Annotated in this window: 20 protein-coding genes, 2 tRNA genes and 5 pseudogenes; 22 read left to right on the plus strand and 5 right to left on the minus strand. The window is 60.3% G+C overall.

Going from position 1 to position 22689, the window contains the following annotated elements; genetic code table 11:
• Positions 1-9: 9 nt before the first annotated feature.
• From purB to AAAK34_RS11230, 5 genes and pseudogenes are all read left to right on the plus strand, one after another.
• Positions 10-1371, plus strand: a complete 1362-nt coding sequence (purB, locus tag AAAK34_RS11210; RefSeq protein WP_231693112.1) for an adenylosuccinate lyase — start codon at positions 10-12, stop codon at positions 1369-1371.
• A 31-nt stretch (positions 1372-1402) separates the two neighbouring features.
• Positions 1403-2398 carry a tripartite tricarboxylate transporter substrate binding protein gene (locus AAAK34_RS11215; RefSeq protein ID WP_231693113.1) on the plus strand — a complete coding sequence of 332 codons (996 nt, stop codon included), beginning with the start codon at positions 1403-1405 and terminating at the stop codon, positions 2396-2398.
• A gap of 4 nt (positions 2399-2402) precedes the next feature.
• Positions 2403-3260, plus strand: a complete 858-nt coding sequence (locus AAAK34_RS11220) for a sulfurtransferase (protein ID WP_231693114.1) — start codon at positions 2403-2405, stop codon at positions 3258-3260.
• A 32-nt stretch (positions 3261-3292) separates the two neighbouring features.
• A pseudogene (locus AAAK34_RS11225) lies at positions 3293-4275 on the plus strand (Bug family tripartite tricarboxylate transporter substrate binding protein).
• Positions 4272-6572, plus strand: coding sequence for a molybdopterin-dependent oxidoreductase (locus AAAK34_RS11230; RefSeq protein ID WP_231693116.1), 2301 nt, complete (start codon positions 4272-4274; stop codon positions 6570-6572). The pseudogene AAAK34_RS11225 and the gene AAAK34_RS11230 overlap by 4 nt, the downstream one beginning before the upstream one ends.
• A 56-nt stretch (positions 6573-6628) precedes the next feature.
• On the opposite strand, the gene AAAK34_RS11235 is transcribed toward AAAK34_RS11230, so the two are convergent.
• From AAAK34_RS11235 to AAAK34_RS11250, 4 genes and pseudogenes are all read right to left on the minus strand, one after another.
• Positions 6629-6895 (minus strand): DDE-type integrase/transposase/recombinase, encoded by a 267-nt coding sequence (locus tag AAAK34_RS11235; RefSeq protein ID WP_431777275.1) that lies wholly within the window; start codon positions 6893-6895, stop codon positions 6629-6631.
• Positions 6896-7039: 144 nt separating this feature from the next.
• Positions 7040-8003, minus strand: a pseudogene (locus AAAK34_RS11240) (IS5 family transposase).
• A gap of 69 nt (positions 8004-8072) precedes the next feature.
• A pseudogene (locus AAAK34_RS11245) lies at positions 8073-8492 on the minus strand (IS6 family transposase); the annotation flags it as partial.
• Positions 8489-8821 (minus strand): annotated as a pseudogene (locus AAAK34_RS11250) (transposase); the annotation flags it as partial. The pseudogenes AAAK34_RS11245 and AAAK34_RS11250, both read right to left, overlap by 4 nt.
• 64 nt (positions 8822-8885) lie before the next feature.
• Between AAAK34_RS11250 and AAAK34_RS11255 the strand changes: the two are divergent.
• From AAAK34_RS11255 to AAAK34_RS11305, 11 genes and pseudogenes are all read left to right on the plus strand, one after another.
• Positions 8886-9047: pseudogene (locus AAAK34_RS11255) on the plus strand (IS30 family transposase); the annotation flags it as partial.
• 604 nt (positions 9048-9651) lie between these two features.
• The gene (locus tag AAAK34_RS11260) at positions 9652-10989 is read left to right on the plus strand and encodes an integrase family protein (protein WP_231693118.1); all 1338 of its coding nucleotides are present in this window, start codon (positions 9652-9654) and stop codon (positions 10987-10989) included.
• A 105-nt stretch (positions 10990-11094) separates the two neighbouring features.
• Positions 11095-11349 (plus strand): hypothetical protein, encoded by a 255-nt coding sequence (locus AAAK34_RS11265; protein ID WP_231693119.1) that lies wholly within the window; start codon positions 11095-11097, stop codon positions 11347-11349.
• A 100-nt stretch (positions 11350-11449) separates the two neighbouring features.
• Positions 11450-11743 carry a hypothetical protein gene (locus AAAK34_RS11270; protein WP_231693120.1) on the plus strand — a complete coding sequence of 98 codons (294 nt, stop codon included), beginning with the start codon at positions 11450-11452 and terminating at the stop codon, positions 11741-11743.
• Positions 11744-11847: 104 nt separating this feature from the next.
• A complete protein-coding gene (locus tag AAAK34_RS11275) occupies positions 11848-13101 on the plus strand; it encodes a hypothetical protein (RefSeq protein WP_231693121.1) in 1254 nt (417 codons plus the stop codon).
• Between the two features lie 174 nt (positions 13102-13275).
• Entirely contained in the window at positions 13276-13530 is a 255-nt protein-coding gene (locus tag AAAK34_RS11280) for a hypothetical protein (RefSeq protein ID WP_231693122.1), read from the plus strand.
• Positions 13531-13582: 52 nt separating this feature from the next.
• On the plus strand, positions 13583-13939 hold the full coding sequence (locus AAAK34_RS11285; protein ID WP_231693123.1) for a hypothetical protein: 357 nt from the start codon (positions 13583-13585) through the stop codon (positions 13937-13939).
• A 137-nt stretch (positions 13940-14076) separates the two neighbouring features.
• A complete protein-coding gene (locus AAAK34_RS11290; RefSeq protein WP_431777276.1) occupies positions 14077-14295 on the plus strand; it encodes a hypothetical protein in 219 nt (72 codons plus the stop codon).
• Complete coding sequence (locus AAAK34_RS11295; RefSeq protein ID WP_231693125.1) at positions 14295-16232, plus strand: AAA family ATPase; 1938 nt, start codon at positions 14295-14297, stop codon at positions 16230-16232. The genes AAAK34_RS11290 and AAAK34_RS11295 overlap by 1 nt, the downstream gene beginning before the upstream one ends.
• 131 nt (positions 16233-16363) lie before the next feature.
• Positions 16364-16714, plus strand: coding sequence for a VRR-NUC domain-containing protein (locus tag AAAK34_RS11300; protein WP_431777277.1), 351 nt, complete (start codon positions 16364-16366; stop codon positions 16712-16714).
• Positions 16715-16856: 142 nt separating this feature from the next.
• Positions 16857-17090, plus strand: a complete 234-nt coding sequence (locus tag AAAK34_RS11305; protein ID WP_431777278.1) for a hypothetical protein — start codon at positions 16857-16859, stop codon at positions 17088-17090.
• A 728-nt stretch (positions 17091-17818) separates the two neighbouring features.
• On the opposite strand, the gene AAAK34_RS11310 is transcribed toward AAAK34_RS11305, so the two are convergent.
• Positions 17819-17908 (minus strand) — tRNA-Ser (locus AAAK34_RS11310).
• Positions 17909-18063: 155 nt separating this feature from the next.
• Here AAAK34_RS11310 and AAAK34_RS11315 point away from each other — a divergent pair.
• From AAAK34_RS11315 to AAAK34_RS11340, 6 genes are all read left to right on the plus strand, one after another.
• Positions 18064-18139, plus strand: a tRNA-Asn gene (locus tag AAAK34_RS11315).
• 295 nt (positions 18140-18434) lie between these two features.
• Positions 18435-19499, plus strand: a complete 1065-nt coding sequence (locus tag AAAK34_RS11320; protein WP_231693127.1) for a site-specific integrase — start codon at positions 18435-18437, stop codon at positions 19497-19499.
• A gap of 199 nt (positions 19500-19698) precedes the next feature.
• Positions 19699-20070 (plus strand): hypothetical protein, encoded by a 372-nt coding sequence (locus AAAK34_RS11325; RefSeq protein ID WP_231693128.1) that lies wholly within the window; start codon positions 19699-19701, stop codon positions 20068-20070.
• A 120-nt stretch (positions 20071-20190) separates the two neighbouring features.
• Positions 20191-20496 (plus strand): hypothetical protein, encoded by a 306-nt coding sequence (locus AAAK34_RS11330; protein WP_431777279.1) that lies wholly within the window; start codon positions 20191-20193, stop codon positions 20494-20496.
• Complete coding sequence (locus tag AAAK34_RS11335) at positions 20481-21056, plus strand: DNA-primase RepB domain-containing protein (RefSeq protein WP_231693130.1); 576 nt, start codon at positions 20481-20483, stop codon at positions 21054-21056. Before AAAK34_RS11330 ends, AAAK34_RS11335 begins: the two co-directional genes overlap by 16 nt.
• Entirely contained in the window at positions 21056-22591 is a 1536-nt protein-coding gene (locus AAAK34_RS11340; RefSeq protein WP_231693131.1) for an AAA family ATPase, read from the plus strand. Before AAAK34_RS11335 ends, AAAK34_RS11340 begins: the two co-directional genes overlap by 1 nt.
• Positions 22592-22689: the final 98 nt, after the last annotated feature.

A 22689-nucleotide genomic window follows, 5' to 3' on the forward strand; every position in this document is an offset into this window, starting at 1 on the left:
TACACCACCATGCCCGTTTCCGTATTCGACATGCAATCGCTCCAGCACCTGTGGGGCACCGAAGAACTGCGCACCATCTTTTCTGAAGAAAACCGCGTTCAGAAATGGCTGGACTTTGAAGCCGCACTGGCCACCGCACAAGCCGAACTGGGCATCATCCCGCTCGCTGCGGCCCAAGAGATCAGCGCCCAGGCCAAAGTGGAAAACATCGACATCGCCAAGATGTCGGCCGAAATCCGTCGCATCAAACATTCGCTGGTGCCCGCGCTAAAGCAGTTGCAGGCGACCTGCACCAAGGACAACGGCGAATGGGTGCACTACGGCGCCACCACACAGGACGTTGTGGACACCGGCGTCGCCCTGCAGCTCAAGGAATTCCACGCTGTGGCCATGCGCGACCTGATCGCCGTGGGTCGCGAACTGGCCCGCCTCGCCCAGACCCACCGCGACGTCGCCATGGCTGGCCGCACTCACGGCGTGCAGGCCCTGCCCATCACCTTCGGCCACAAGTGTGCGCTCTGGCTGGATGAGCTGGGACGCCACCACGAACGGCTTTTGCAATGCGCGCCGCGCGCGTTGGTGGGCATGCTGGCTGGCGCAGTCGGCAGTCAGGCGTCGCTGGGCACACAGGCCGTGGCACTCGAAAAGCGCACCATGGACAAGCTCGGCCTGGGTACACCCGCCATCAGTTGGGCGCCAGCACGCGACCGCTTCACCGAATACACCACTGTGCTCGCCATGCTGGGCGCCACGTTGTCCAAGATCGGCAACGAACTGTTCAACATGCAGCGCAACGAATTCGGCGAAGTAGAGGAAGGATTCTCGGACGGCAAGCTGGGTTCTTCCACCATGCCGCACAAGCGCAACCCGACTTCGGCCGAGAACCTGGCCGGCCTCTCTCGGCCCCTTCGCTACAACGCAACCATGATGATCGAGGGCATGGTGCAGGAAGGCGAACGCGACGGCATCGCCTGGAAGATGGAATGGAAGGCCGTGCCCGAGTGCTGCATGATCGCCGGCGCCATGCTGTTCCAGACCAAAAATCTGCTGGCAGGCCTCAAGGTGAATGCGGACGCGATGGCCGCCAATCTGGACAAGATGCGTGGCTACCTGCTGTCTGAGCGGGTCATGCTCGAACTCAGCGAACGTGTGGGCAAACAGACCGCCCACGAGTGGATCTACGAAGCCTCCATGCACGGCATCACCACCAAGTTGAGCTTTGCCGACGCCATGCGCCAGCACAAAGGGCTGGGCGAGCTGCTGTCGGACGAGGAGATCCGCACCTTCACCGACCCGAGCGGCTACCTCGGTGAATGCGCAGCCTCGGTGGACCGTGTGGTCGCCCAACAACGGGGTTGGCTGGGCCTCTGAAACATTTCACATACACAACAAGGAGATAGACATGACACGACCGACCCGCCGCAACTTCGCCCTTCGTCTGACCACAGGGGCGCTGGCCCTGGTGGCCGGTCTGGGCCTGAGCACAGCCGCACATGCCGACTACCCTGAACAGCCTATCAAGCTCATTGTTGGCTTCCCGCCCGGCGGAGGTGGCGATCTGTACGGTCGCATGATCGCGCAGGCACTGGGAAAAACGGTGGGACAAACCGTGGTCGTTGAAAACAAGGCCGGCGCCGGCGGCAACATCGCGGCCGACATCGTGGCCAAAGCCAAGCCTGACGGCTACACCCTTCTGCTGGCCATGAGCGGCAACCTGGGCGTGGCACCAGCAACCAAGCCACAAAGCATTCCCTACAAGGTGCCCGACGATTTCGCGCCGATCGGACTGATCCTGGAGGCGCCCCACGGCTTGTTCGTGGGACACAACTCGCGCTTCAAGAGCGCCACCGAATTGCTTGGCACAGCGAGACAGCAAAAACTCAGCTTCGCGTCCACCGGCACCGGTGCGGCCGCACACATCGGCATGGAAATGGTCAAGCAGGCGGCCAGTGTCGAGATGCTGCACGTCCCCTACCGCGGCTCTGGTCCAGCCATCACCGACATGCTGGGCGGTCAGGTCGACAGCTTCTTCGCCACCGCTTCACCATTGGTGGGACAGGTGCGCCAGGGCCAACTGCGGCTGCTGGCGATCACCGGCGACAAGCGCAATCCAGCTATCCCCGATGTGCCCACCTTCAAGGAGCTGGGCCTGAACGTGCCGGTGACGCAGTGGTACGGCTTGGTGGCACCGGCCGGCACCCCGGAACCGGTGCTCAAACACCTGTCCGAGCACCTGGGCCGTGCACTGGCAACCCCTGAGGTGCGCGACGCCATCCGCAAGGACGCGGCGACCGAGCGTCACCTGCCCCTGGACGGCATGCGCAAACACATCCTCGATGACATCGCCCGCTACAAGGCGGCCATGACACCCGCATTGCTCAAAGAAATTTCCCAATAAACCCATGAGCCACCACACCCTCGTGACCGTTGAAGTGCTGGCCGCTGAGCTAACCAGCCCCAACCCACCCGTGCTGCTGGACTGCAGTTTCGAACTCACCGACCCGGGCGCCGGTCAACGCGCCTACGACACCGGCCACTTGCCCGGCGCACGTTATGTTCATCTGGACCGCGTGCTGAGCGCGGCCAAGACCGGGAGCAACGGCCGCCACCCGCTGCCCAACCGCGAGCAGTTCGCCGCAAACATGGCAGCGCTCGGCGTGTCCGACGACACCCAGGTGGTGGCCTACGACAATGCTGGCGGGATGTACGCCGCGCGCCTGTGGTGGATGTTGCGCTGGGCCGGCCACCGCACCGTCGCCGTACTCGACGGCGGCATCGCCGCCTGGACGGCCGCCGGACAAGGCTTGAGCCGTGAAGCAGACGTAACACCGCCGCCCGGCCGCTTCAGCCTGCGTCCATCCCTGGTGTCCACCGTGGACTACGCAGCCGTGAAAGCCAACCTGGACCTCGGTGCCCAGTTGGTGTTGGACGCCCGCGCGCCCGACAGATTTCGCGGTGAAAACGAAACCCTCGATCCGATCGGCGGCCACATCCCGGGTGCGCGCAACCGCTTGTTTCGCGACAACCTCGGGCCCGATGGCCGCTTCAAACCGGCAGCCCAGCTGCGGGCGGAATTCGATGCGATCACCGGGGGCCGACCCGCCCACGAGCTGGTGGCGCAGTGTGGTTCTGGCGTGACGGCTTGCCACAACCTCCTGGCCATGGAAGTGGCTGGTCTCACAGGCGCCCGCCTGTACCCCGGATCGTGGAGCGAGTGGTGTGCCCAGCCGGGTGCACCCATTGCCACAGGCGCAGACTGAACACCAACACAACCGCATTGGAGACACCCGCCATGACAATCTCAAGCCTGCGCCGCAGCACACTGCGTGCCGCCCTGCTGGGCCTGCTGGCCGGCACCTCGCTGCTGGCTCACGCGGCCTACCCTGAGCAGCCCATCAAACTGGTGGTCGGCTTCCCGCCTGGTGGCGGTGGCGACCTGTACGGGCGCGCCATCGCCACCGAGCTGGCCAAACACATCGGTCAAGCCGTGGTGGTGGAAAACCGCACCGGGGCCGGCGGCAACATCGCCGCCGAACAGGTGGCACAAGCCAAACCCGATGGCCACACGCTGTTGCTGGCCATGAGCGGCAACCTCGGCAGTGCGCCTGCCATCCGGCAAGACCTGCGTTACAAAGTCCCCGACGACTTCGTGCTGATCCACGGGCTCGTGGAAACGCCTTTGGACTGATGGTTAGCGAAAGCTCGCGCATCAAGAGCTACGCAGATTTTGTCGCTGCGGCCAAATCGGGCAAGCTCAGCTACGCGTCCACCGGCACTGGCGGCTCCTCTCAAATCGTGATGGAGATGATCAAACAGCAGGCCGGGCTGGAAGTTTTGCACGTGCCCTACCGGGGCTCCGGCCCGGTACTCAACGACCTTCACGGTGGCGTGGTCGATAGTTTTTTCGCCCCCTACACCCCCTTGATGGGACAGATTCGGGGCGGCAAGCTGCGGTTGCTGGCGGTCAGCAGCGCCACACGTGCGCCCAACCTGCCCGACGTGCCCACACTCAAGGAGCAGGGTGTCAACGTCGCCATGACCCAGTGGTACGGTCTTGCTGCACCCAAGGGCACGCCAGCGGAAGTGATCGAACACATCACCCGCGCGGTGAAGCAATCGCTGAAATCGGCCGATCTGCTCAAGGTCTACCGTGCCGATGGCGCACAGGAGTCGGAGCTGGGCGGCGTGTCCTTCCGTGACTTCGTGGTTCGCGACATCTCCAACTACAAAGCAGCGGCGGTGCGCGGCGATCTCAAGACACAGTCAGAGCCATGAGCACCAGCACACCCGAGCTGCTGCCCCACAGTTCGCACTGGGGCGTGTTTTCGGCCAGCTGGCACAACGACGCGCTGACCGTCCGCCCTCACCCTGGCGACCCGGACCCCAACCCGCTGATCGAAAATTTCACCACCGCTCTGCGCCACCGCGCACGTGTGACCGTGCCCATGGTGCGACGCGGTTGGCTGGAGCGTGGTCCGGGAGCCGACCAGGCGCGCGGGCACGACAGCTTTGTGCCCATGCCCTGGGGCGAGGTGCTGGACCACTTGGCCGACGAACTGCGACGGGTCCAGCAGCAGCACGGGGCGCAAGCCATCTTTGGCGGCTCCTACGGATGGTCCAGCGCGGGGCGCTTTCACCACGCGCAAAGCCAGATCCACCGCTTCCTCAACACGGTGCTCGGCGGCTATGTCCGCTCGGTCAACAGCTACAGCGCCGGCGCGTCCGCCGTGATCCTGCCGCACGTCATGGGCACCATGGAGCAGGTGGCGCGGCGTAACGTGACCTGGGAACAAATCGTCGAGCACACCGACACCGTGCTTGCCTTCGGCGGCATGGCGTTGAAGAACTCGCGTGTGGCCAGTGGTGGCATCAGCCGCCACATCGAGCGTGACGCCATGCGCGCGGCCGCCGAGCGCGGCTGCCGCTTCATCGCGATCAGCCCACTGCGCAGCGACATCCCCGACGAAGCACGCCCCGAGTGGCTGCCCGTGGTGCCTGGAACCGACACCGCGCTGATGCTGGCACTGGTGTACGTACTGGTCCGCGAGGGCCTACATGACCGTGATTTCCTGCAAAGCCACTGCGACGGTTGGCCCGTCTTCGAAGACTACCTGCTGGGCCGCAGCGACGGCATGGCCAAGACGCCTGAATGGGCGGCCGACATTTGCGGGTTGAGCGCCACGCAAATCCGTGAGCTGGCCCTGAGCCTGCCGGGCAAACGGGTACTGGTGGTGGTCGCGCACTCATTACAACGCTCGGAGCACGGCGAACAGCCGGTGTGGATGGGCGCGGTGCTGGCTGCGGTGCTGGGGCAGTTGGGCCTGCCCGGCGGGGGCTACAACTACGCCCTGGGCACGCTGGCCCACTACGGTAAACGCAACAATGTGGTCAGCGCCACCGCGTTGCACCAGGGCAGCAACAGTGTTAAGGCGTTCATCCCCGTTGCGCGTATCACCGACATGCTCCTGCATCCCGGGGAAGCCTTTGACTACAACGGCCAACGCCTGTACTACCCACACATCCGCCTGGCCTATTGGGCCGGCGGCAACCCGTTTCACCACCACCAGGACCTGAAACGCCTAGCCCAAGGCTTCAGGCGTCTGGACACCTTTGTCGTGCATGAAAGCGCCTGGACACACACCGCTCGCATGGCCGACATCGTTCTGCCCGCCACCATGACATTGGAGCGCGAGGACATCGGCGGCACCCCGACCGATCCTCTGCTGGTGGCCATGCACCGCATCGCCCCACCGATAGACCAGGCCCGCGACGACTACGACATCTTCTGCGAGCTGGCCCGCCGTCTCGGTGGCCTTGACGCTTTCAGCGAAGGCCGCGACACCCGCGCCTGGCTGCAGCACCTTTATGAGCGGACCCGCAGCGGGCTGGCCCAGGCGGGCCACGCTGCGCCTGACTTCGACAGCTTCTGGCAACAAGGCAGCATCAACCTGCCCCAGGCACCCGACGACGGCGGCATGCTGCGCGCGTTTCGCGAAGCGCCCGACCGCCATCCACTGGCCACACCCAGCGGCAAGATGCAGATCAGCTCGTCTGTGATCGCGGGCTTTGGCTACGCGGACTGCCCCGGTCATCCGGCTTGGCTCGACAAAAGCGAACGCCCGGATGGCCAACATCCCCTCTACCTCATTGCCAACCAGCCTGCCACCAAGCTGCATAGCCAGCTCGACTTTGGCGCCCACAGCGCTGCCAGCAAGCGGCTAGGCCGCGAAGTGTGCACATTGCACCCGCGTGCCGCAGCTGAACGTGGCATTGCCGAAGGTGACATCGTGCGCCTGTTCAACAAACGAGGCGCCTGTCTGGCCTCAGCGCGGCTCAGTGAGGCCATGCGACCGGACGTGGTGCAACTGCCCACCGGCGCCTGGTACGACCCCATTGACACCGGCGAGGATCTGACGCTTTGCGTTCACGGCAACCCGAATGTGTTGACACGCGACATCGGCACTTCGTCCTTGGCCCAGGGCTGCAGCGGACAGTTGACGGTGGTGCAAATCGAACGTTACTCGGGCGCCTTGCCGCCGATACGAGCGTTCGAGCCACCGGAAGCGGCATAAGGTTCTGTCGCTATAGCGGATGGGAAGCGTGCTGACTTGAGCAACGACCTCTCAATTCAAATGGCCAAGCTATAGAACTGTTGTGCGACCGACGTGGTTGTCCCTTTGGGGCAGTTCATCTGCCCCTTGCGAATCATGTGCGTGGTCTCGATAACCCTGATCAGTCGACGTGCCGTGTGGAATGTCTTGAACCCCATCATGTGCCTGCCCCGGCGCTTGACGGCCCGGTGATCCTGCTCAACGATGTTGTTCAGGTACTTGGACTGGCGCAGTTCAATGGCCAGCCCACTGTCCTCCAGCAATCCCCTAAGGATGGTGTTCAAAACACGATTGACGCCAGCCGATAGTGGGCGGCTTGCCACGACATGAAACAGCGCAACCCAGAACTGGCGAATTCAACGCAGTTTCTGCGTTTTCGTCGGCCGTTTTCGGTCGCTTGGCGGCCCTCAGGCCGCCTGCAGACGCACTTATGCCTGCAGCCCTTGCAGAAGGCGGCGCCGCGCCATCCAAAGATTGCTCAAGGCAAACAGCGTGTGCAACTGCGCCGTGTTTTTGGCCAGTCCCCGGTAACGCACTTTCATGTGTCCGAACTGGCGTTTGATAACCCGAAACGGATGTTTCACTTTGGCTCGGATACGGGCCTTGACGTGCTCAAGCTGCTCGAGCACGGCGCCCATGGGGCTGTCCTTGTCCAACGCTCGGCGTTTGCCCGGGCGCATGGCCACATGCCAGTTGGCTTCGATGCCTTTGACTTCTTCGCGTTTGGCCACGCCCTGGTCGCCAGCGTCCGCAAACACATCCGTTTCTTCGCCGTGAACCAAAGCACTGGCCTGCGTCACGTCATTGACGTTGGCGGCTGTGCCGACCACGGTGTGAACCAGGCCCGAGTCGGCGTCCACGCCGATGTGCGCCTTCATGCCGAAGTGCCACTGGTTTCCTTCTTGGTCTGGTGCATCTCAGGGTCACGCTCGCCGTCCTGCTTCTTGGTCGAGCTGGGCGCGGCAATCAAGGTGGCGTCCACCACCGTGCCTTGTTTGAGCATCAAGCCTTTGTCGGCCAGTGTGGCGTTGACCACGGCCAGTATCTGCGGGGCCAGTTGGTGCTCTTCGAGCAAGTGGCGAAAGCGCAGGATGCTGACCCGGTCCGGGATGCGCTCGACGCTGGAGAGGCCCGCAAACTCGCGGTACAGCGTGGTCTCGAACAGGGCTTCTTCCATGGCCAGGTCACTCGGGCCGAACCACTGCTGCAAGAAATGAATGCGCAGCATAGTGACCAGCTCAAAGGCGGTCGCCCGGTCTTGGCCCGAGGTGCGTGCGGCGCAATCAGCGACAGCAACTCGGTCCACGGCACCACCAGGTTCATCTCGTCGAGGAACACCGCTTTGCGCGTGCGCCGCATGCTCAGGTTCAGGCCAAGTTCTTGTTGGGTCATGACGCCATTGTTCCTGTCGTGCCTCGCTCATGCCATTCGGGCTTGACCGGGGTTTTGAACACCATCCCTAATAGCCGCCGTGTTCGCTCCACTCTTGTCGATGGTGGTCTTCTCGGGAACATCATGTAGGTTGATGGCCTGCTCGAAAAAATGCCGTGCTGCAGCTTCGTCACGTCGGGCTGTCAGCAGGAAATCCACCGTGTGGCCCCTCCGGTCAACAGCGCGGTACAAATACTTCCATTGTCAGCCCACCAGGATGTAGGTCTCATCCATGCGCCAGGAGGCACCGACTGCGCGTTTTCGCCGACGGAAGACCCTGGCCAAGACGGGCAAGATCTTCAGGGCCCAGCGGTGAACAGTCGCATGGTCGACGCACACGCCACGCTCGGCCATCACTTCTTCCAGGTTTCGCAAGTTCAGCGGGTAGGCCGCGTACCAGCGAACTGGAGTTGACCCACTTTCGTGGACGGGTATTGGTTTGATTCTCAAACCGTTTCGGGTGTTGTCTCGGCATGCGCGTCGGCATCTTCAACAACATCAAACAGCGCTTCGTTGCTCCTTTCAAAGTTCAGGGGTGAGAGGTAGCCCAGGCTGCTGTGGCGGCGCCGGGGGTTGTACCAGCCTTCAATCCAGGTGAAGACCGCCATGCGGGCCTGCGCCTTGCTCTGGAAGGTACTGCGCTCGATGAGTTCGCCTTCCAGGCTGGCGAAGAAGCTCTCGGCCATCGCGTTGTCGTAGGCATCGCCCACCGTTCCCATCGAGGGGCGCACCTGCATCTGCCGGCAACGCTCGCCAAAGGCTAGGCTGGTGTACTGGGCGGATTCAACCGGTCGTCGCAACACCTTCAACCAGGAGGTGTTTGTGGGGCGACCCGCGGGATGGATGAAGCAATTGACGGGAAGAGATGCGATGCGCTCTCCGGGGGCTCCCTCACATCGGCGTGAAGTAGAGCGTCAGTTCTAGGTACAGATTGCCACCGGAATCACCAGTGAGAGGGCCGCCGAGGTTGTTGGCGTATCGCAGGCTGTGGGCTCGCGCTGGTTCGCACTACTACGGCCTCTGCTGACTTCTCGCTTGCGGCATAGCCGTTGCCCTTTCAGGCGCGAGGCGAGCTCTCCCTAGGTAAGAGTCGCACACCTTCATCGCACAACCGCTGCATTTACGCTGTCTCGCCTTGGTCACAAGAGCTTCGTGGTTGCTTGCCCACTCGCCCTGCTTGGCAGCGCCTTCTATGCAGTTCTTGTTCATCGGCTCGCGATTTACGCTCCACGCTTCCTCCCCACGCTCGGTCGCCCTCACGCAGTTGCGCCGGGCCGCGATCGGCTTCACTTTGCTCGCTGTGACCAGCTCGCAGCGGGACTTGCACCCGCGGGTGTGCGCCCAAAGAAAAGGCCCCCGCACTGCGGGGGCCTTGACGTACTGGCGGAGAGGGAGGGATTCGAACCCTCGGTACGGAAACCGTACGCCTGATTTCGAGTCAGGCGATTTATATATTCCGCAGTGTTGATTAATGCTGATAGAATCCATGTAAATCAACAACTTATCGAATTGCTACTGGATACGCAAACAGTTTGAATGTTGATTGAAATTTGGGTTTATAGGGCTTTTCAGTCTGTAAACAGTCTGTAAATCATCGAAGGGTTCCAACATGGCTAGGCCGAGCAAGACCGCAGCAATTGACTACGCCGCCGCCCACGACCTGACGCACGGGCTACTCGAACGCGCCATTTGCCCGCCAGACAGGCCGTTCGTGCTGGTGAAGGATGCCGACAAGAAGGGGCTACGCTTGCGAGTGACAAAGGCAGGCGGGAAGCATTGGCAGTTTGAGACCCGCATGAAGGGGAAGCTAATAACCCGTGCGCTGGGAGAGTGGCCCGCCGTTTCCATCGCTGATGCCAAAGCAGAAGCCCACCGCCTACGTGGACTGACAGAAACAGGCATCGACCCCCGAGAGCTAGAGCACCAACAACAGGCCGCTCAGGCCGCAGAAAAGGCCGCCGCCGCCGCGCATGCCGTAACCGTGGGCGAGGTGTGGGCTATTTACCTTGAAGCCCGCCGCCCGCGCTGGGGTGAGCGTCATTACAGTGAGCATCTATTATTGGTGAAGGCCGGAGGGGTGCCGTCAAAACGCGCTGCCGGTGGCGTGACTGCGCCCGGAATACTGCATCCGCTGATGGCACTGCCCCTGCGTGACCTGACTACACCCGTTATCGAGGCTTGGGCCGAACGCGAGGCACAAACCCGCCCCGCTGCCGCCCGCCTTGCATGGCGCTGCCTGAAAGCCTTTTTAAGCTGGTGCGCAGAACAGAAAGAATATGCGCCAGTGCTGGCCGGTGTGAACCCTGCCAAGACCAAGAAGGCCCGCGAAAGTTTGGGCAAGGCCGGCGTGAAAGAGGATGCGCTGCTGAAAGAGCAATTACCCGCATGGTTTGACGCCGTGCGCCAGCTACAAAACCCGATGATTGCCGCCTATCTGCAAACCCTGCTACTGACTGGCGCAAGGGCTGGCGAGGTGCTGGGCCTGCGCTGGGAAGACATAAACATCAAATGGCGAGGCTTAACCATCCGCGACAAAGTGGAAGGCACCCGCGTCATTCCCTTGACGCCCTATGTCTGGCACCTGCTGGCCGCGCTGCCCCGCCGCAATGACTTTGTTTTTTCCAGCCTTACCGCCGCCGGTGGCTGTATCGCAATTCCGCGCAATCCGCACCATGACGCCTGTGCCGTGGCCGGTATCGACGGCTTGACAGTGCATGGGCTGCGCCGTTCGTTCAAGAGCCTTACCGAGTGGCTGGAAATTCCCGCCGGAGTGGTGGCGCAAATCATGGGGCACAAGCCAAGTGCAACGGCTGAGAAGCATTACACCGTGCGCCCGCTTGACCTGCTGCGTGTGCACCATGAGCGTATCGAGGCTTGGATTCTGGAGCAGGCCGGGATTGTGTTTGATGCCAAGGCAGAGCCGGGCAAGCTGCGTGCTGTGAACTGAAAAACGCGAAGCCCTGGCGCGTTTCACCCAGGGCAAAACAGGCGGGCCAGCATGTGCAGGAACACAGCGCCAGCCCCTGACCATCATCAAAACGGAGCTTCGGAAATGGCTGATGAGACTGTACCTCACGCGCTAATTGAGCATTACCTACCGTCCGACAACCTGCGGCACACATTGCTTGCCCGACGCGGTGAATGGGAGCTGTGGCGCACCGTCACCAAGCGGGCGCATAGGCAATTGCGCGACCGCGTGGATTACCAGATTCTCGAACGAGGAGAGTGGGCAATGATGGCTAGCCGAAAGGACTCTGCATGGCTGAACTTTGAATACATGGCTGCACGGGAAAACATAGTCAATTAACCCATTCCGCCAGCCCTAGGATTAAATTAAAAAGGCGAACGGCCACAGGGGGTAGGAGCCCTGCAGCCGTTCTAACCACATCAAAGAAAGAGCTTGGAAAATGGCTGAAAGCAAGTTTACATACCCCAACGAGGGATTTTTTACGGGGCTTCGGGAAGAACTGCGAGCCCGTGCCGCTATGCCCAAAACCACGTTGGAGAAGCGCCGCGAGCGTGACCGCCTGCGCACTGTGCTGCAACAACCAATTTCAGCGCCCCGCTATTGCGTCATGTACTTGGTGAACGGACGCGAGCGCAAATCCGCATGGCTCTACGACCGTGACCATGCACACAAGGGGCTGCAAATGATGCAGGCCAAATATGGCGACCGTAACGCCATCATCTACGTAGATTGACCGTTTCGCCCCAGCTAGGCAGGGCCGCAATCCTGCCGAAAAGTCGGACACCTTCACCGACCTGCTGGGGCACCTAATGAGGGTTGCACTTGAAGGGGTGCCGTATGACTACAAGCACGATTAAGCCGATTCATGTTGTTCTGCCGGTAGCCGTTGAGGGCTATTACCGTTTTGGCGACCTGCCCCGATTGATTGCGGATGCGCTGTATCCAGAACACCCGGACGCGGGCGATGAAGCGCAAGAATTGCAATGGATGAAACATGCAATTGATGGGGTTGAGCGATTCAGGAAGGACTTGGAACACGCCGCTGAATTGGCCGATGGTGATAAGGGTTACTTGCACGTTGTAGAGAACACCGCATCAAGGCGCACGCTTGAAATCCGAATGGGTGCGGTACTGGATTCGGGGCTTGTTCATCTGGACTGGCTGAACGACTGGGGCAAATCAAGAAAGCCGCCTTATGCCTTTTTAACGGCATCCGCACGGGAGCCCCAGGCCGACAAGCCCGTTTATCACTTTCCAATGTATGACCGACTGGAGCCACGCACCGAATGGCGAGGGGGTAGGCTGGCCGATACCGACATTTTTACGCTGGAGGAAGCCGCGAGCATGGCAACAAAGCACGCGGGGGAGCCCGTCACTATCGGCGACTTTCTGCGCGCCGCTGGCCGTGGCGAGATAGCCCTTCGTGCAATCGTGCACCGCGCCGCAAAGGTTCGCAAACACGATGGTGGGGTACTTTTCAACAAGGGCGAATCCAACGAAAACATTGTGCCCGCTGGTGCCATCCCAACACTGCCTCTTACCGCTTGCCAACACTTGGCCGCAACGGGCCGGGCAAGCTGGCGCACGTTTGATAGTTTCGAGGCAATCGACGGAACACGCAGACGCTACACAAAAGGCATGTTGACCGACGATGAACCCGACTTTGAAACCGTGCCCGATGATTGCCGGGTGGTGGGCTATGACGTTCGCGCCCTGGCTGATGCGTTTATTGATGCAGAGTGCGAGGAACCCCAGGCCGAAGAACTCGCGCCCTCAAGACCCGATACCGCGATGCTGGCAACGCCAGACCGACTAATAGAAGCCTTTGGCAGCATGTCGGGCATGAATCGGGCATGGTTTCGAAGCATGAAAGACCGTCCCGCACTCCAAGAGGCTGTAATTATTCCTGGCAAAAAGGGCCGCAATGGTTATCCGGCAATGCTTGATGTTTTCCGCGTCATGCAATACCTCATTGGCCCGAAACGGAACGGTAAAAAGATGCGCGAGGATACAGGTTGGCGACTACTGGAAGGGCATTTCCCAAAGGTGTATGCAACGTATGAAGCATGCGACCCGAGAGAGCGAGATTAACCGGGCAAAACACTTGATATATCCGGGTTGAGGGGCTGATATATCCGGGTTCACCCATGACAAATAGCCGGGTTTGCACGCCCGCAAATACCCCGCAATCGCAATAGCACCATCTCCAGCCCGGAAGCCTTGCACGCCGCAAGCCCGAGCCGCTGGGATGGAAAGCAAATTGCGATGCAAGCAACCTTACACAGTGCAGACGCCCGCCGCGCTGCAACTGAAACGAGCCAGTTCCCCCCGCTGGAATCAGTCAACCGCCCCACGGTTCCGACAGAACAGGCCGCGCATTACGTGAACCGCCGCCCGCAAACCTTGAGGGGCTGGGCCTGCGCTGAAACCTTCCCCGATGGCCTGCGCCCCATTCGCATCAATGGCCGCCTTGCATGGCCTGTAGCTGGCATCCGTGCCGTGCTGGGGGTGGCGCAATGATTACCGCCATCTTCTTTCTGGTGCTGCGCCTTCGCCGCTGGAGGGCTGCCAAATGAAAACGCCCGAGCTTTCCAAGAAAGAGCGCCTATTGCGCCGCTATGCGGAGGGCCGCCCAACTGAGTTTTATCAGTTTGACGCCTTCTTTATGACTCAAGCTGATTCAGTGATGCCTGCCGACGATGACGGGCATTGCCTCATGGGCTCGACGGTGACCGAGCTACGCAACTCTGATGTTGCGGTACGAGTGCAAATCCGCGCTGGGACTGATGCGAAGGCCGCACTTCAAATGCTTGAAAAGCTGACGCAATTTGTACGGGCTGAAGTTGATGAAGCTGCAAGCCGTGCATTTGCACCAGACGGCGAGCGCAACTTTTACTGTGTCCAAGACTTTAGCGAGGTGCCATTTTGACCAAGCAAAAGAAAGCCCCCGCACCGACCAAGACGCAAGGGGCCCACGGTGAACAACTTTCGTTTCTGCCGCCCCCGCCATTTTGCCCTAGCTGGCCAACACGTGGAACCCTGCCCGATAGGGCATTGAAGATGCTGATGGACGGAAAGATGATTGACCATCCGCATTTTGAAGACAGTACGCAAAGCTGGCGACTGGGTGCTGTGATTTTCAAGCTGCGTACTTTGGGCTGGCCGGTGGAAACCATCGAAATTCCAAGCCCTACGGAACACAGCCCCGACAGAATCATTGCGCTTTACTGCCTTGACGGGAAATACACCGCGCAAGCCCTGGCGATGAATGGAGGTGCTGGGTGATGACCGACACCACAAAGGCAATCGACGCACTGCGCAGCATCCCGCCGGACATTGACCGTGATTCATGGGTGAAGGTGGCGATGGGCGCACATGCCGCCGGGGTGGACTTTGACACCTTCGACGCATGGAGCCAAAGCGCCGGGAACTACGACTCCGCCGCCTGCCGTGATGTGTGGCGAAGCATCAAGCCGGGTAAAGGCGTGGGGGCTGGCACCCTGTTTCACGTGGCCGCTGAGAACGGCTGGCGCATGGGTGAAGGCAAGCCCCAGCAAAGGGCCGTACAAGCCCCCAGGAAGGCCGTAGAGCCGCCCCGCAAGCCTGCCCCAGGCATGAGCCCCGCCGAAGTGTGGAGCCGCTGCGAACCTGCAACTACTTCACACGACTACATCATCGGAAAAGCCGCCGCCGGGGTTCCGCTGGATACCCTGCGCGTACTGCCCGCTGGTGACCCGCTGCGCATTCAAGGCGAGCGCATGGCCGGGGCTTTGGTAGTACCCGCCCTGGCCGCTGATGGCACACTGCAAAGCCTTCAACTGATACCGCCGCCGCCCGGTAAGAAGATGAACCTGCCTGGTGCGCCGATGGCCGGGGCGAGCTTCACCGTGGGCGATGTGGTGCCGGGCAAGCCGCTTTACGTGTGCGAGGGCATAGGCACTGCATGGGCCGCCTGGCAAGCTACCGGGAATGCCGCCGTGGTTTGTTTCGGCTGGGGCAACGTGGCAAAGGTGGCCGCCGAACTTCGCCAGCGTGACGCATCCGCCCGCCTGGTGCTGGTGCCCGATGTGGGTAAAGAAGAAAGCGCCGCCAAGATTGCGCATGAGTTGCAGTGCGCCGTGGCCTACATGCCCCAGGGTGAGCCGCAGAACTTCGACGCAAACGACCTTGCACAGCGTGATGGGGCCGACGTGCTGGCCGACCTGCTGGAGACTGCCCAGGAACCCGCGCCGCCCCCGCTGCCGTTATCGGTGGCCTTTGCCGACGAACTGCCCGCTGCCTTCACGCCGCCCGATGAATTGGTGGAAGGGGTTTTAACTGCTGGCGACGGTTCCGTTCTGTACGGTGACAGCAACAGTGGGAAAACCTTTTTTGTGATTGACATGGCCGCCGCTGTGGCGCGTGGGACGCAATGGATGGGCCGCAACACTGAGCCGGGGCTGGTGCTGTATCTGGCCGCTGAAAGCCCTGCATCCGTGCGTGGCCGATTGCAAGCCTACCAAAAGCACCACGGGGTTAGGGTGCCGAACTTCGCCATTGTGCAAAGCCCCATTGACTTGTTCGACGGTGATGCTGACACGGACGCCGTGATTGCCGTGGTGCGCCAGCTAGAGCGCCAGAGAGGGCAAAAGGTGCGCCTGATAGTGGGCGACACCCTGGCCCGATTAAGTGCTGGAGCCAACGAGAACGCCGGGCAGGATATGGGTTTGGTGGTGCGCCGGTTCGACCGCATCCGTTCCGAGTGCGCCGCCCATTTCCTGCTGATTCACCATAGCGGGAAAGCTGCCGCAAATGGTGCCCGTGGCTGGAGTGGCATCCGCGCCGCAGTGGATACGGAAATCGAGGTGACGGACTCGCCTAATGGACGCTGCGCTGAAATCACAAAGCAACGCGACCTAAGCACCAAGGGCGAGCGCATCGGGTTCCGACTGGATACGGTGACGCTCGGTACGACCAAATGGGGAGCCGCTGCGACATCCTGCGTGGTGGTGCCCGCCGATGCACCAGACAAGCCAAAGGGCAAGCGCCTGAGTGAATGTGATGGTGCTGTGTTGGAGTTCCTGGCCGCGCACAAGGTGGGCATTCGTAAAACGGACGTGGTGAAGCACTTTGAAGGCCGGTACCAGAAAGGCCCGATATACCGCGCCATGAAAACACTGGTGACAGCCTGCGCTATTCATGAAGCTGCTGGCTTGGTGGCAATTGCCGGGGTTGCCAAATGAACGAGGTACAGAAAGGTACAAAAAGGTACATGTACCCAACTGTACCCACGGGAAAAAAGGTACAGATAGGTACAACACCCTTTAGGGGTGTACCTTTTGTACCTTCCCCAAAACAGGCACTTGATACCGACTTGCTGGGGGATGAAATACAAAGCCCCCGAACCAACAGCCGCCCCGAAGCTGCTGCCCTGGTGGAAGTCTTGAAGGCACTGCGAACGCATCCCGCCGTGGCATGGGCCGAACGCATGAATACCGGGGCTGCCAAGGTGGGCAACCGCTTTATCCGTTTCGGCTGGCCGGGGTGCCCTGACGTGCTGGGGCAATTGACGGATGGCCGCCTGCTGGGGGTGGAAGTGAAAGCCAAGACCGGACGCCTGCACCCTGAGCAAGCCTTATTCCTTGAGCGCATCCGTGTTGCCGGTGGCGTGGCCTTTGTGGCGCGTGACTGCTGCGACGTGCTGCGCGAGATGGAAAAGCCATGACCTGCCGCACCTGCATACACCGCCTGGACGTGACGCTATGGGGCTGCTGGCTGGCGACTGGCTGCCGCGTGGGGCTGGTGCTGTGCCAAGCGTGCGAGGCATGGACACCTAATCAACCTGAAAGAGCAGGAGAGAACCAACCATGAGAAAGAGCGACCGACAGCGTATTGACTACATGCCATGCACCGCAGCGCGTGAGGCGCTGGAGATGGCCCAGTGCCTATACCCTGACAGCAATGCCCAGGCGCTTCTAGACCGTCTTGTAATCATGGGGCTGGTGGCGATGCAATGGAAGCCGCCAAGCCTGTACGGACGCGATAGGGAGCATTGGCGGCTACCTGCCAGCGTGGGCGATGTTCCGGCATCCGATGGTTAAAGTACGGCGAAGTACGGACGGTTTTCCGGAATCATCCGACGGAGGAAGCCCCAGGAAGGGGAGTTTCTGGAGTCCATAAAAAGACTGCGCGCCGTGGTGGCACCCCAGGGGGTTCAAATCTTCGGGGCTTCATTCGTGGAAACCGACAGGTACTCATTCGGCATACACCCGCGAAATGGCGATAGGGGACTAGGGGGCATCAAATCTCTGGAGGATGGGAAGCCGGATACCGACCTGTTCCGCACGCGCAGAAAAAAACGCCGTTCTGAATTATTCAAATCAGCAAATGAACCAACCGAAGCCCCCGCCGTGGGGCTTTTTTGCTGGTGGGGGCATGGTGCTGCCCTAAGGTGCAAGGGCTTGCCGTCGTCAAATACGACTACTGGCTAAACGATGCTATGTGTTAAGCAAAATCTTCCAGCCTTGCAAGCGCCGTATTGCCTACCTTCGACGCTATCAATACTGATGCTTACCACGTATCCGATTGAGCGTGGTAGTTCTGTTTAGAGAAGGCTTGGCCTATTCACCGTGGCCGCTGCTGCCTGCCTTCGGTTCTCACAAGCGATAGACCAGACAAAACAGCCGAAGCCCCCGCCGTGGGGCTTTTGTGTTGCTGGGGCTGGGTGGCTACATGGCACAGAACCCAGTACCGCAGTCTGTAAACAGTCTGTAAGACCCCCCAAAGAAAAAACCCCGCTATCTTTTGAATAGCAGGGTTTCCTTTGTGCTGGCGGAGAGGGAGGGATTCGAACCCTCGGAAGGGTCGCCCCTTCGCCTGATTTCGAGTCAGGTACATTCGACCACTCTGCCACCTCTCCTGTTCTGATCGAAGCCGGAATTCTAGCAGAATGAATTTGGCATCAAGCAGAACGCGGAAACAAATCGTTGCCCGATCAGGTTGGACGCAAAAAGTCGTCCTTTCTGGCGGGAGCTTGCAAAAACGGTCAAAAACGCGCTATACTCCAAGGCTTGTTCCCTGATAGCTCAGTCGGTAGAGCGACGGACTGTTAATCCGCAGGTCCCTGGTTCGAGCCCAGGTCGGGGAGCCAAATATTTCTCGTTGAAAAGACGATATGAATCAAGCACTTAGGCGAATCGTCTAAGTGCTTTTTTCATTTCTGTGCTGCCCCTGAAACCTCCTCGAAGGGGTCCATGGGACACTGGTGGGACACTGACCGACAACTCTCGTCGACAGATCGCCACTTTTCACGATAGTATTTGGCCTTGTTTGATGCACAGCGTTGAAACGCTGGACTCCTTGGGTCCGGCGTGGAGCCCTCCCTTCCACTAGCTGCTAGGTTCCGACCTAGACCGTGGTTGTTCATACCTTTTCAAGGAACGCTGATGGCCACCATCGAAACGCGCCTCGCTGAAGACGGCACCAAGACCTTTCGCGTCAAAGTACGCATCAAGGGGCAGCTCCCTCAACAAGCCTCCTTCGCCCGACTGACTGACGCCAAACGCTGGGCGCAGTCCACAGAAGTCGCCATGCGCGAAGGCAGGCACTTCAAGGTGCAGGAGGCCCGACGCAAAACCCTCACGGACTTGATTGACCGCTACCTGCGCGACGTGCTGCCCCAGCGTCCGAAGAACGCCAGCAACACCCGTCGTCACCTCCTCTGGTGGAAAGCTCAGATCGGCTACCGCCTGCTGGCCGACATTCAGCCGGCGCATGTTGCCGAACTGCGCGATCAGCTTTTGTCGACCCCTACCGACCGAGGTGCCCGCAGGGCCAACGCCACCGTGCAACGCTACCTTGCAGCGATCTCGCACGCATACAACATTGCGATCAAGGACTGGGGCTGGGTCGATGAAAACCCGGTCGCCAAAATCACCAAGCCGCGCTCAGCACGGGGCAGGGAGCGCTTCCTGTCCGATGACGAGCGCGACCGCCTGCTGGCAGCCTGCAAGGCATCCAGGAGCCAGTTTCTCTACACCGTGGTGGTGCTGGCCATATCCACCGGAATGCGGCGAGGGGAAATCATGGGGTTGCGCTGGAAGCAGGTCGATCTGCCCAACAGGTGCCTTCGACTGTCTGAAACCAAAAACGACACCAGCCGCTCCATTCCCCTGGCAGGTCTGGCGCTGGCCCTGATGACCCAGCTGTCCAAGGTGCGCCGCATCGACTCCGACCTGGTGTTCTACGGCAGGGACAAGGCGCAGCCTATCGACCTGAAGAAACCCTGGGAAACGGCGTTGCGCAGGGCAGGGATCGACGATTTCCGCTTTCATGATCTGCGCCACACCGCGGCCTCTTACCTGGCCATGAACGGCGCCACCACCGTGGAAATTGCCGCGGTGCTGGGACACAAGACGCTGCAGATGGTCAAGCGCTACAGCCACCTCGCCAACAGCCACACGGCCAATGTGGTGGCGTCCATGAACCATAAGATTTTTGTTCAGCCATGAGGTGCAGTCGATACCTTCCAGATGTTCAATCAGTGACGAAACGCGGCGTCAGTTGACACATCGCTACAAATTTCATTAAGATAGTACCCGTGCGCTAAAAACGCACATGCGATGAAGCCATTTGCCAACCGGCACGTGGTGGACCTCAAGCCCACTCCGACGAGAGTGATCTGAGTCCACCTACGTAAAGGAAAGCTAAATGGCTATTCTTTTTTCTGGTCCTGCTGCAGACCAGCCCAAACGCAAACCGCGCCGGATCGCGCATGCGCAGCATGCTCCGCAGTGCCAATCCACTGCCACCGCGCTACCAGTTGACGGCAAACCGGTACTGGCGCCACCCAGTTCGCCTGTAAACGGCGCCGCGCGTACGCATACCCGGCTCATCCCCCTGACCGACTGGAACCAGCACCATGCCTGGCCGCCCATCGGTGGGCTGCGTCACCTCGTTTTCTTCGAGAAAACCAACGGCTTTGACAGGGTGGTACGCCGTGTTGGGCGCCGTGTGCTGATTGACGAGGCTTCCTTCTTCGCTTGGGTCGAAAGCAACGGAGGCCGCAATGCAGTTTCCTAAGTTCATGTGGCGCACGTTCGGACACCTCAATAGCACCACTTTGGCGTGCTGGCCGCAGTTTGCAGCCACGCCCGCCATGTGCTCCATCGACCACTTGCTCCGCCAATGGGGAGGCTATTGATGTACACGTTTATGCATTTCACGTCCGAGGGCGGGAGCTCCAGTCTCACCGTCACGCTAGACATCAGCCCTAATGATGTCGACGCTGACAACGCCACCACGAAACAGATGGTGGAAGAGGCGAAGAAATCCCGACGAAGGTTCTGCATCGTTCAACGCGAGTATCTCGGCACCTACCTTTTCACCTACGACCCTGCCAATCAGGCCCAGATCGAACTGCACCTGCTGGCGGTGCTATCTGGCCACCGAACCGAAGTAACTGTCAACGCTGAAGCAGGAGGTATCGAATCATGGACGAGCTACTAACCCCCGATTTGGAGCAGACGCAGCGTTTCCTGCAGGCGCTCGATCCCGCCGGCCCCTTCACCTTTCAGACCTTCGACGATAACAAGGACCGATCCAAGGCCAACAGAGAGCGGTTGGGTATAGATCCGTTTGCGAGAGTCTTTCACGGCCCGCTGGAGCGCGACCTGGACAGACTGGTTGCGCTACAGCAACAAGGTGTTGGGGTGTTCGTCATGGTGAACCGGGGCGATGGACTCGGGCGCTCGAACGAGAACGTCATCCACATCCGCTCCCATTTCGTTGATCTGGACGGCGCCCCGATAGAGCCGGTGTTGAATACGGATGCACCGCCTCACATCGTAGTTGAATCCAGTCCCGGCAAATGGCACGCGTACTGGCGCGTGCAGGACGCTGTGGCGGCTGATTTCAAGAAACGCCAGCACGCCTTGGCCCGCAAATTTGGCGGAGACCCGTCAGTATGCGACCTTGCCCGTGTCATGCGCTTGCCAGGATTCTGGCACCTCAAAGGCACCCCTTTCCAAACCCGTCTAGTCACTCCAGTCGCAAGGATAGATGCGTAATGGACTCTACCGCCACTTCCTCATACAACTGGGCCGACTTGGCCCAGAAGCTAGGCCTCACCACTGAGCCGGTCAAGCCACATCGCCCCTCAAAAAAACGTGCGGGTAGTGTCACTGCAGCCGGCAGCCTAGATGCACTTTTGAAGCAGCAGTGTGTCGATGGCGAGCGAACTGAACACCTGACTCGGCTGATCGGCACCCTCCTGGCTGCTCGAATTCCCGCTGATGAGGCGCTCCAGATGTGCCATGCTTGGAACGAGCAGAACGTCGAGCCCCTGGACAGCGGCAAGGTTGACTCGACCTTCAGATCCATCTACGCCATTGACCAGCGTAACCATCCAGAGCGATATCCCGAACTCCAGGTGCACGAGCCGCTGTTTGACTTGAACGCCGGCCGCATTGACCGTTATCTAGCGGCCGCCCCAAAGCCCCGCCGTTGGCTGTTGAAGGACCTGATCGTGCTCGGGAAAGTCGGTGCCATCGTTGCTCCCGGCGGGAGCAGTAAGTCGCAGTGGTTGCTGCAACTGGCGGTAGGCGTCGCCACTGGCTTGCCTGTGGCTGAACATTGGGAGATTGGTGAAACTGGCGGCGTACTGGTCTTTTGCGCGGAGGACGATGAAGACGAAATTCACCGTCGATTGCGGCGCATCACGGAGCACTTCAAGTTGACAGGGCATATCCAGCAGATGGCCGATATTGAAGAGCGCCTCTATGTCTACTCCACCATCGGCACAGATACGCTCTTGACCAAGCGCGACACCACGGGCGAAGTGTCCACCACCTCCATCGTGCATCGCATTGCTGCCTTGGCCGATCAGATTGAAGACCTCAAGCTGATCATTATTGATCCTGCCTCCCGCTTTCGCGGCGGCGAGGAAAATAGTAACGAGGATGCCACCCGTTTCGTCGAAGCACTCGAGACTTTGGCCAAACGTACCGGTGCCACGGTATTGATTGCGCACCACACCAACAAAAGCAGTTACGCTGCTGACGCAGAGCCGGGGCAGGGGGCTTCACGCGGCGCCTCAGCGTTGACCGACGGCCTGCGCTGGCAGATGAACCTCAGCCGCCCCTCGGAGAAGCAGCTCGGACTTGTTGGAGCAGCCAAGGATCAAGCCTCCCGGCATGTCGCAGCAACAGTCACCAAGACGAACTATTCGGCCTTTCCGGCACCTGTGATTCTTGAGCGACTGGATAATGGTTACCTGACCGCCATCACCCCCATGCAATCTCAGCAGCGCGCTGACAACGCAGCGATCCTGAACGTACTGGGCATACTCATGCAACAGTCAAAGCCGATCACGGCGCGTTTGCTGGAGGAACGTTTTGGAGGCGTGTCAGGCTCGCTCAAGCTGCCCAAGCATGATGTCCGTCGGATTGTGCAGTTGGCCATCGCGCGCGGCTTTTTGGCGGGGGGTGAACGCAAACCTCTCACGGTTACCGCGATGGGCACCTCGATAGCCACGAGCACAACTGCTGCGGCAACGGAGGTTGCGAGCAAGCTTTCCGAAAAAACGGCTCGCGAAAAAACATAATTAAATCAACCACTTACGCGCGAGGAGGTAAGTATGAATCGCCGTAAAAAAACCAATGAAATCAACCAGTTAGCGTTGCGAGATATCCCCTATAAAAG

Source organism: Ottowia caeni (genome assembly GCF_050821495.1).
GTDB lineage: Bacteria > Pseudomonadota > Gammaproteobacteria > Burkholderiales > Burkholderiaceae_C > Ottowia > Ottowia caeni.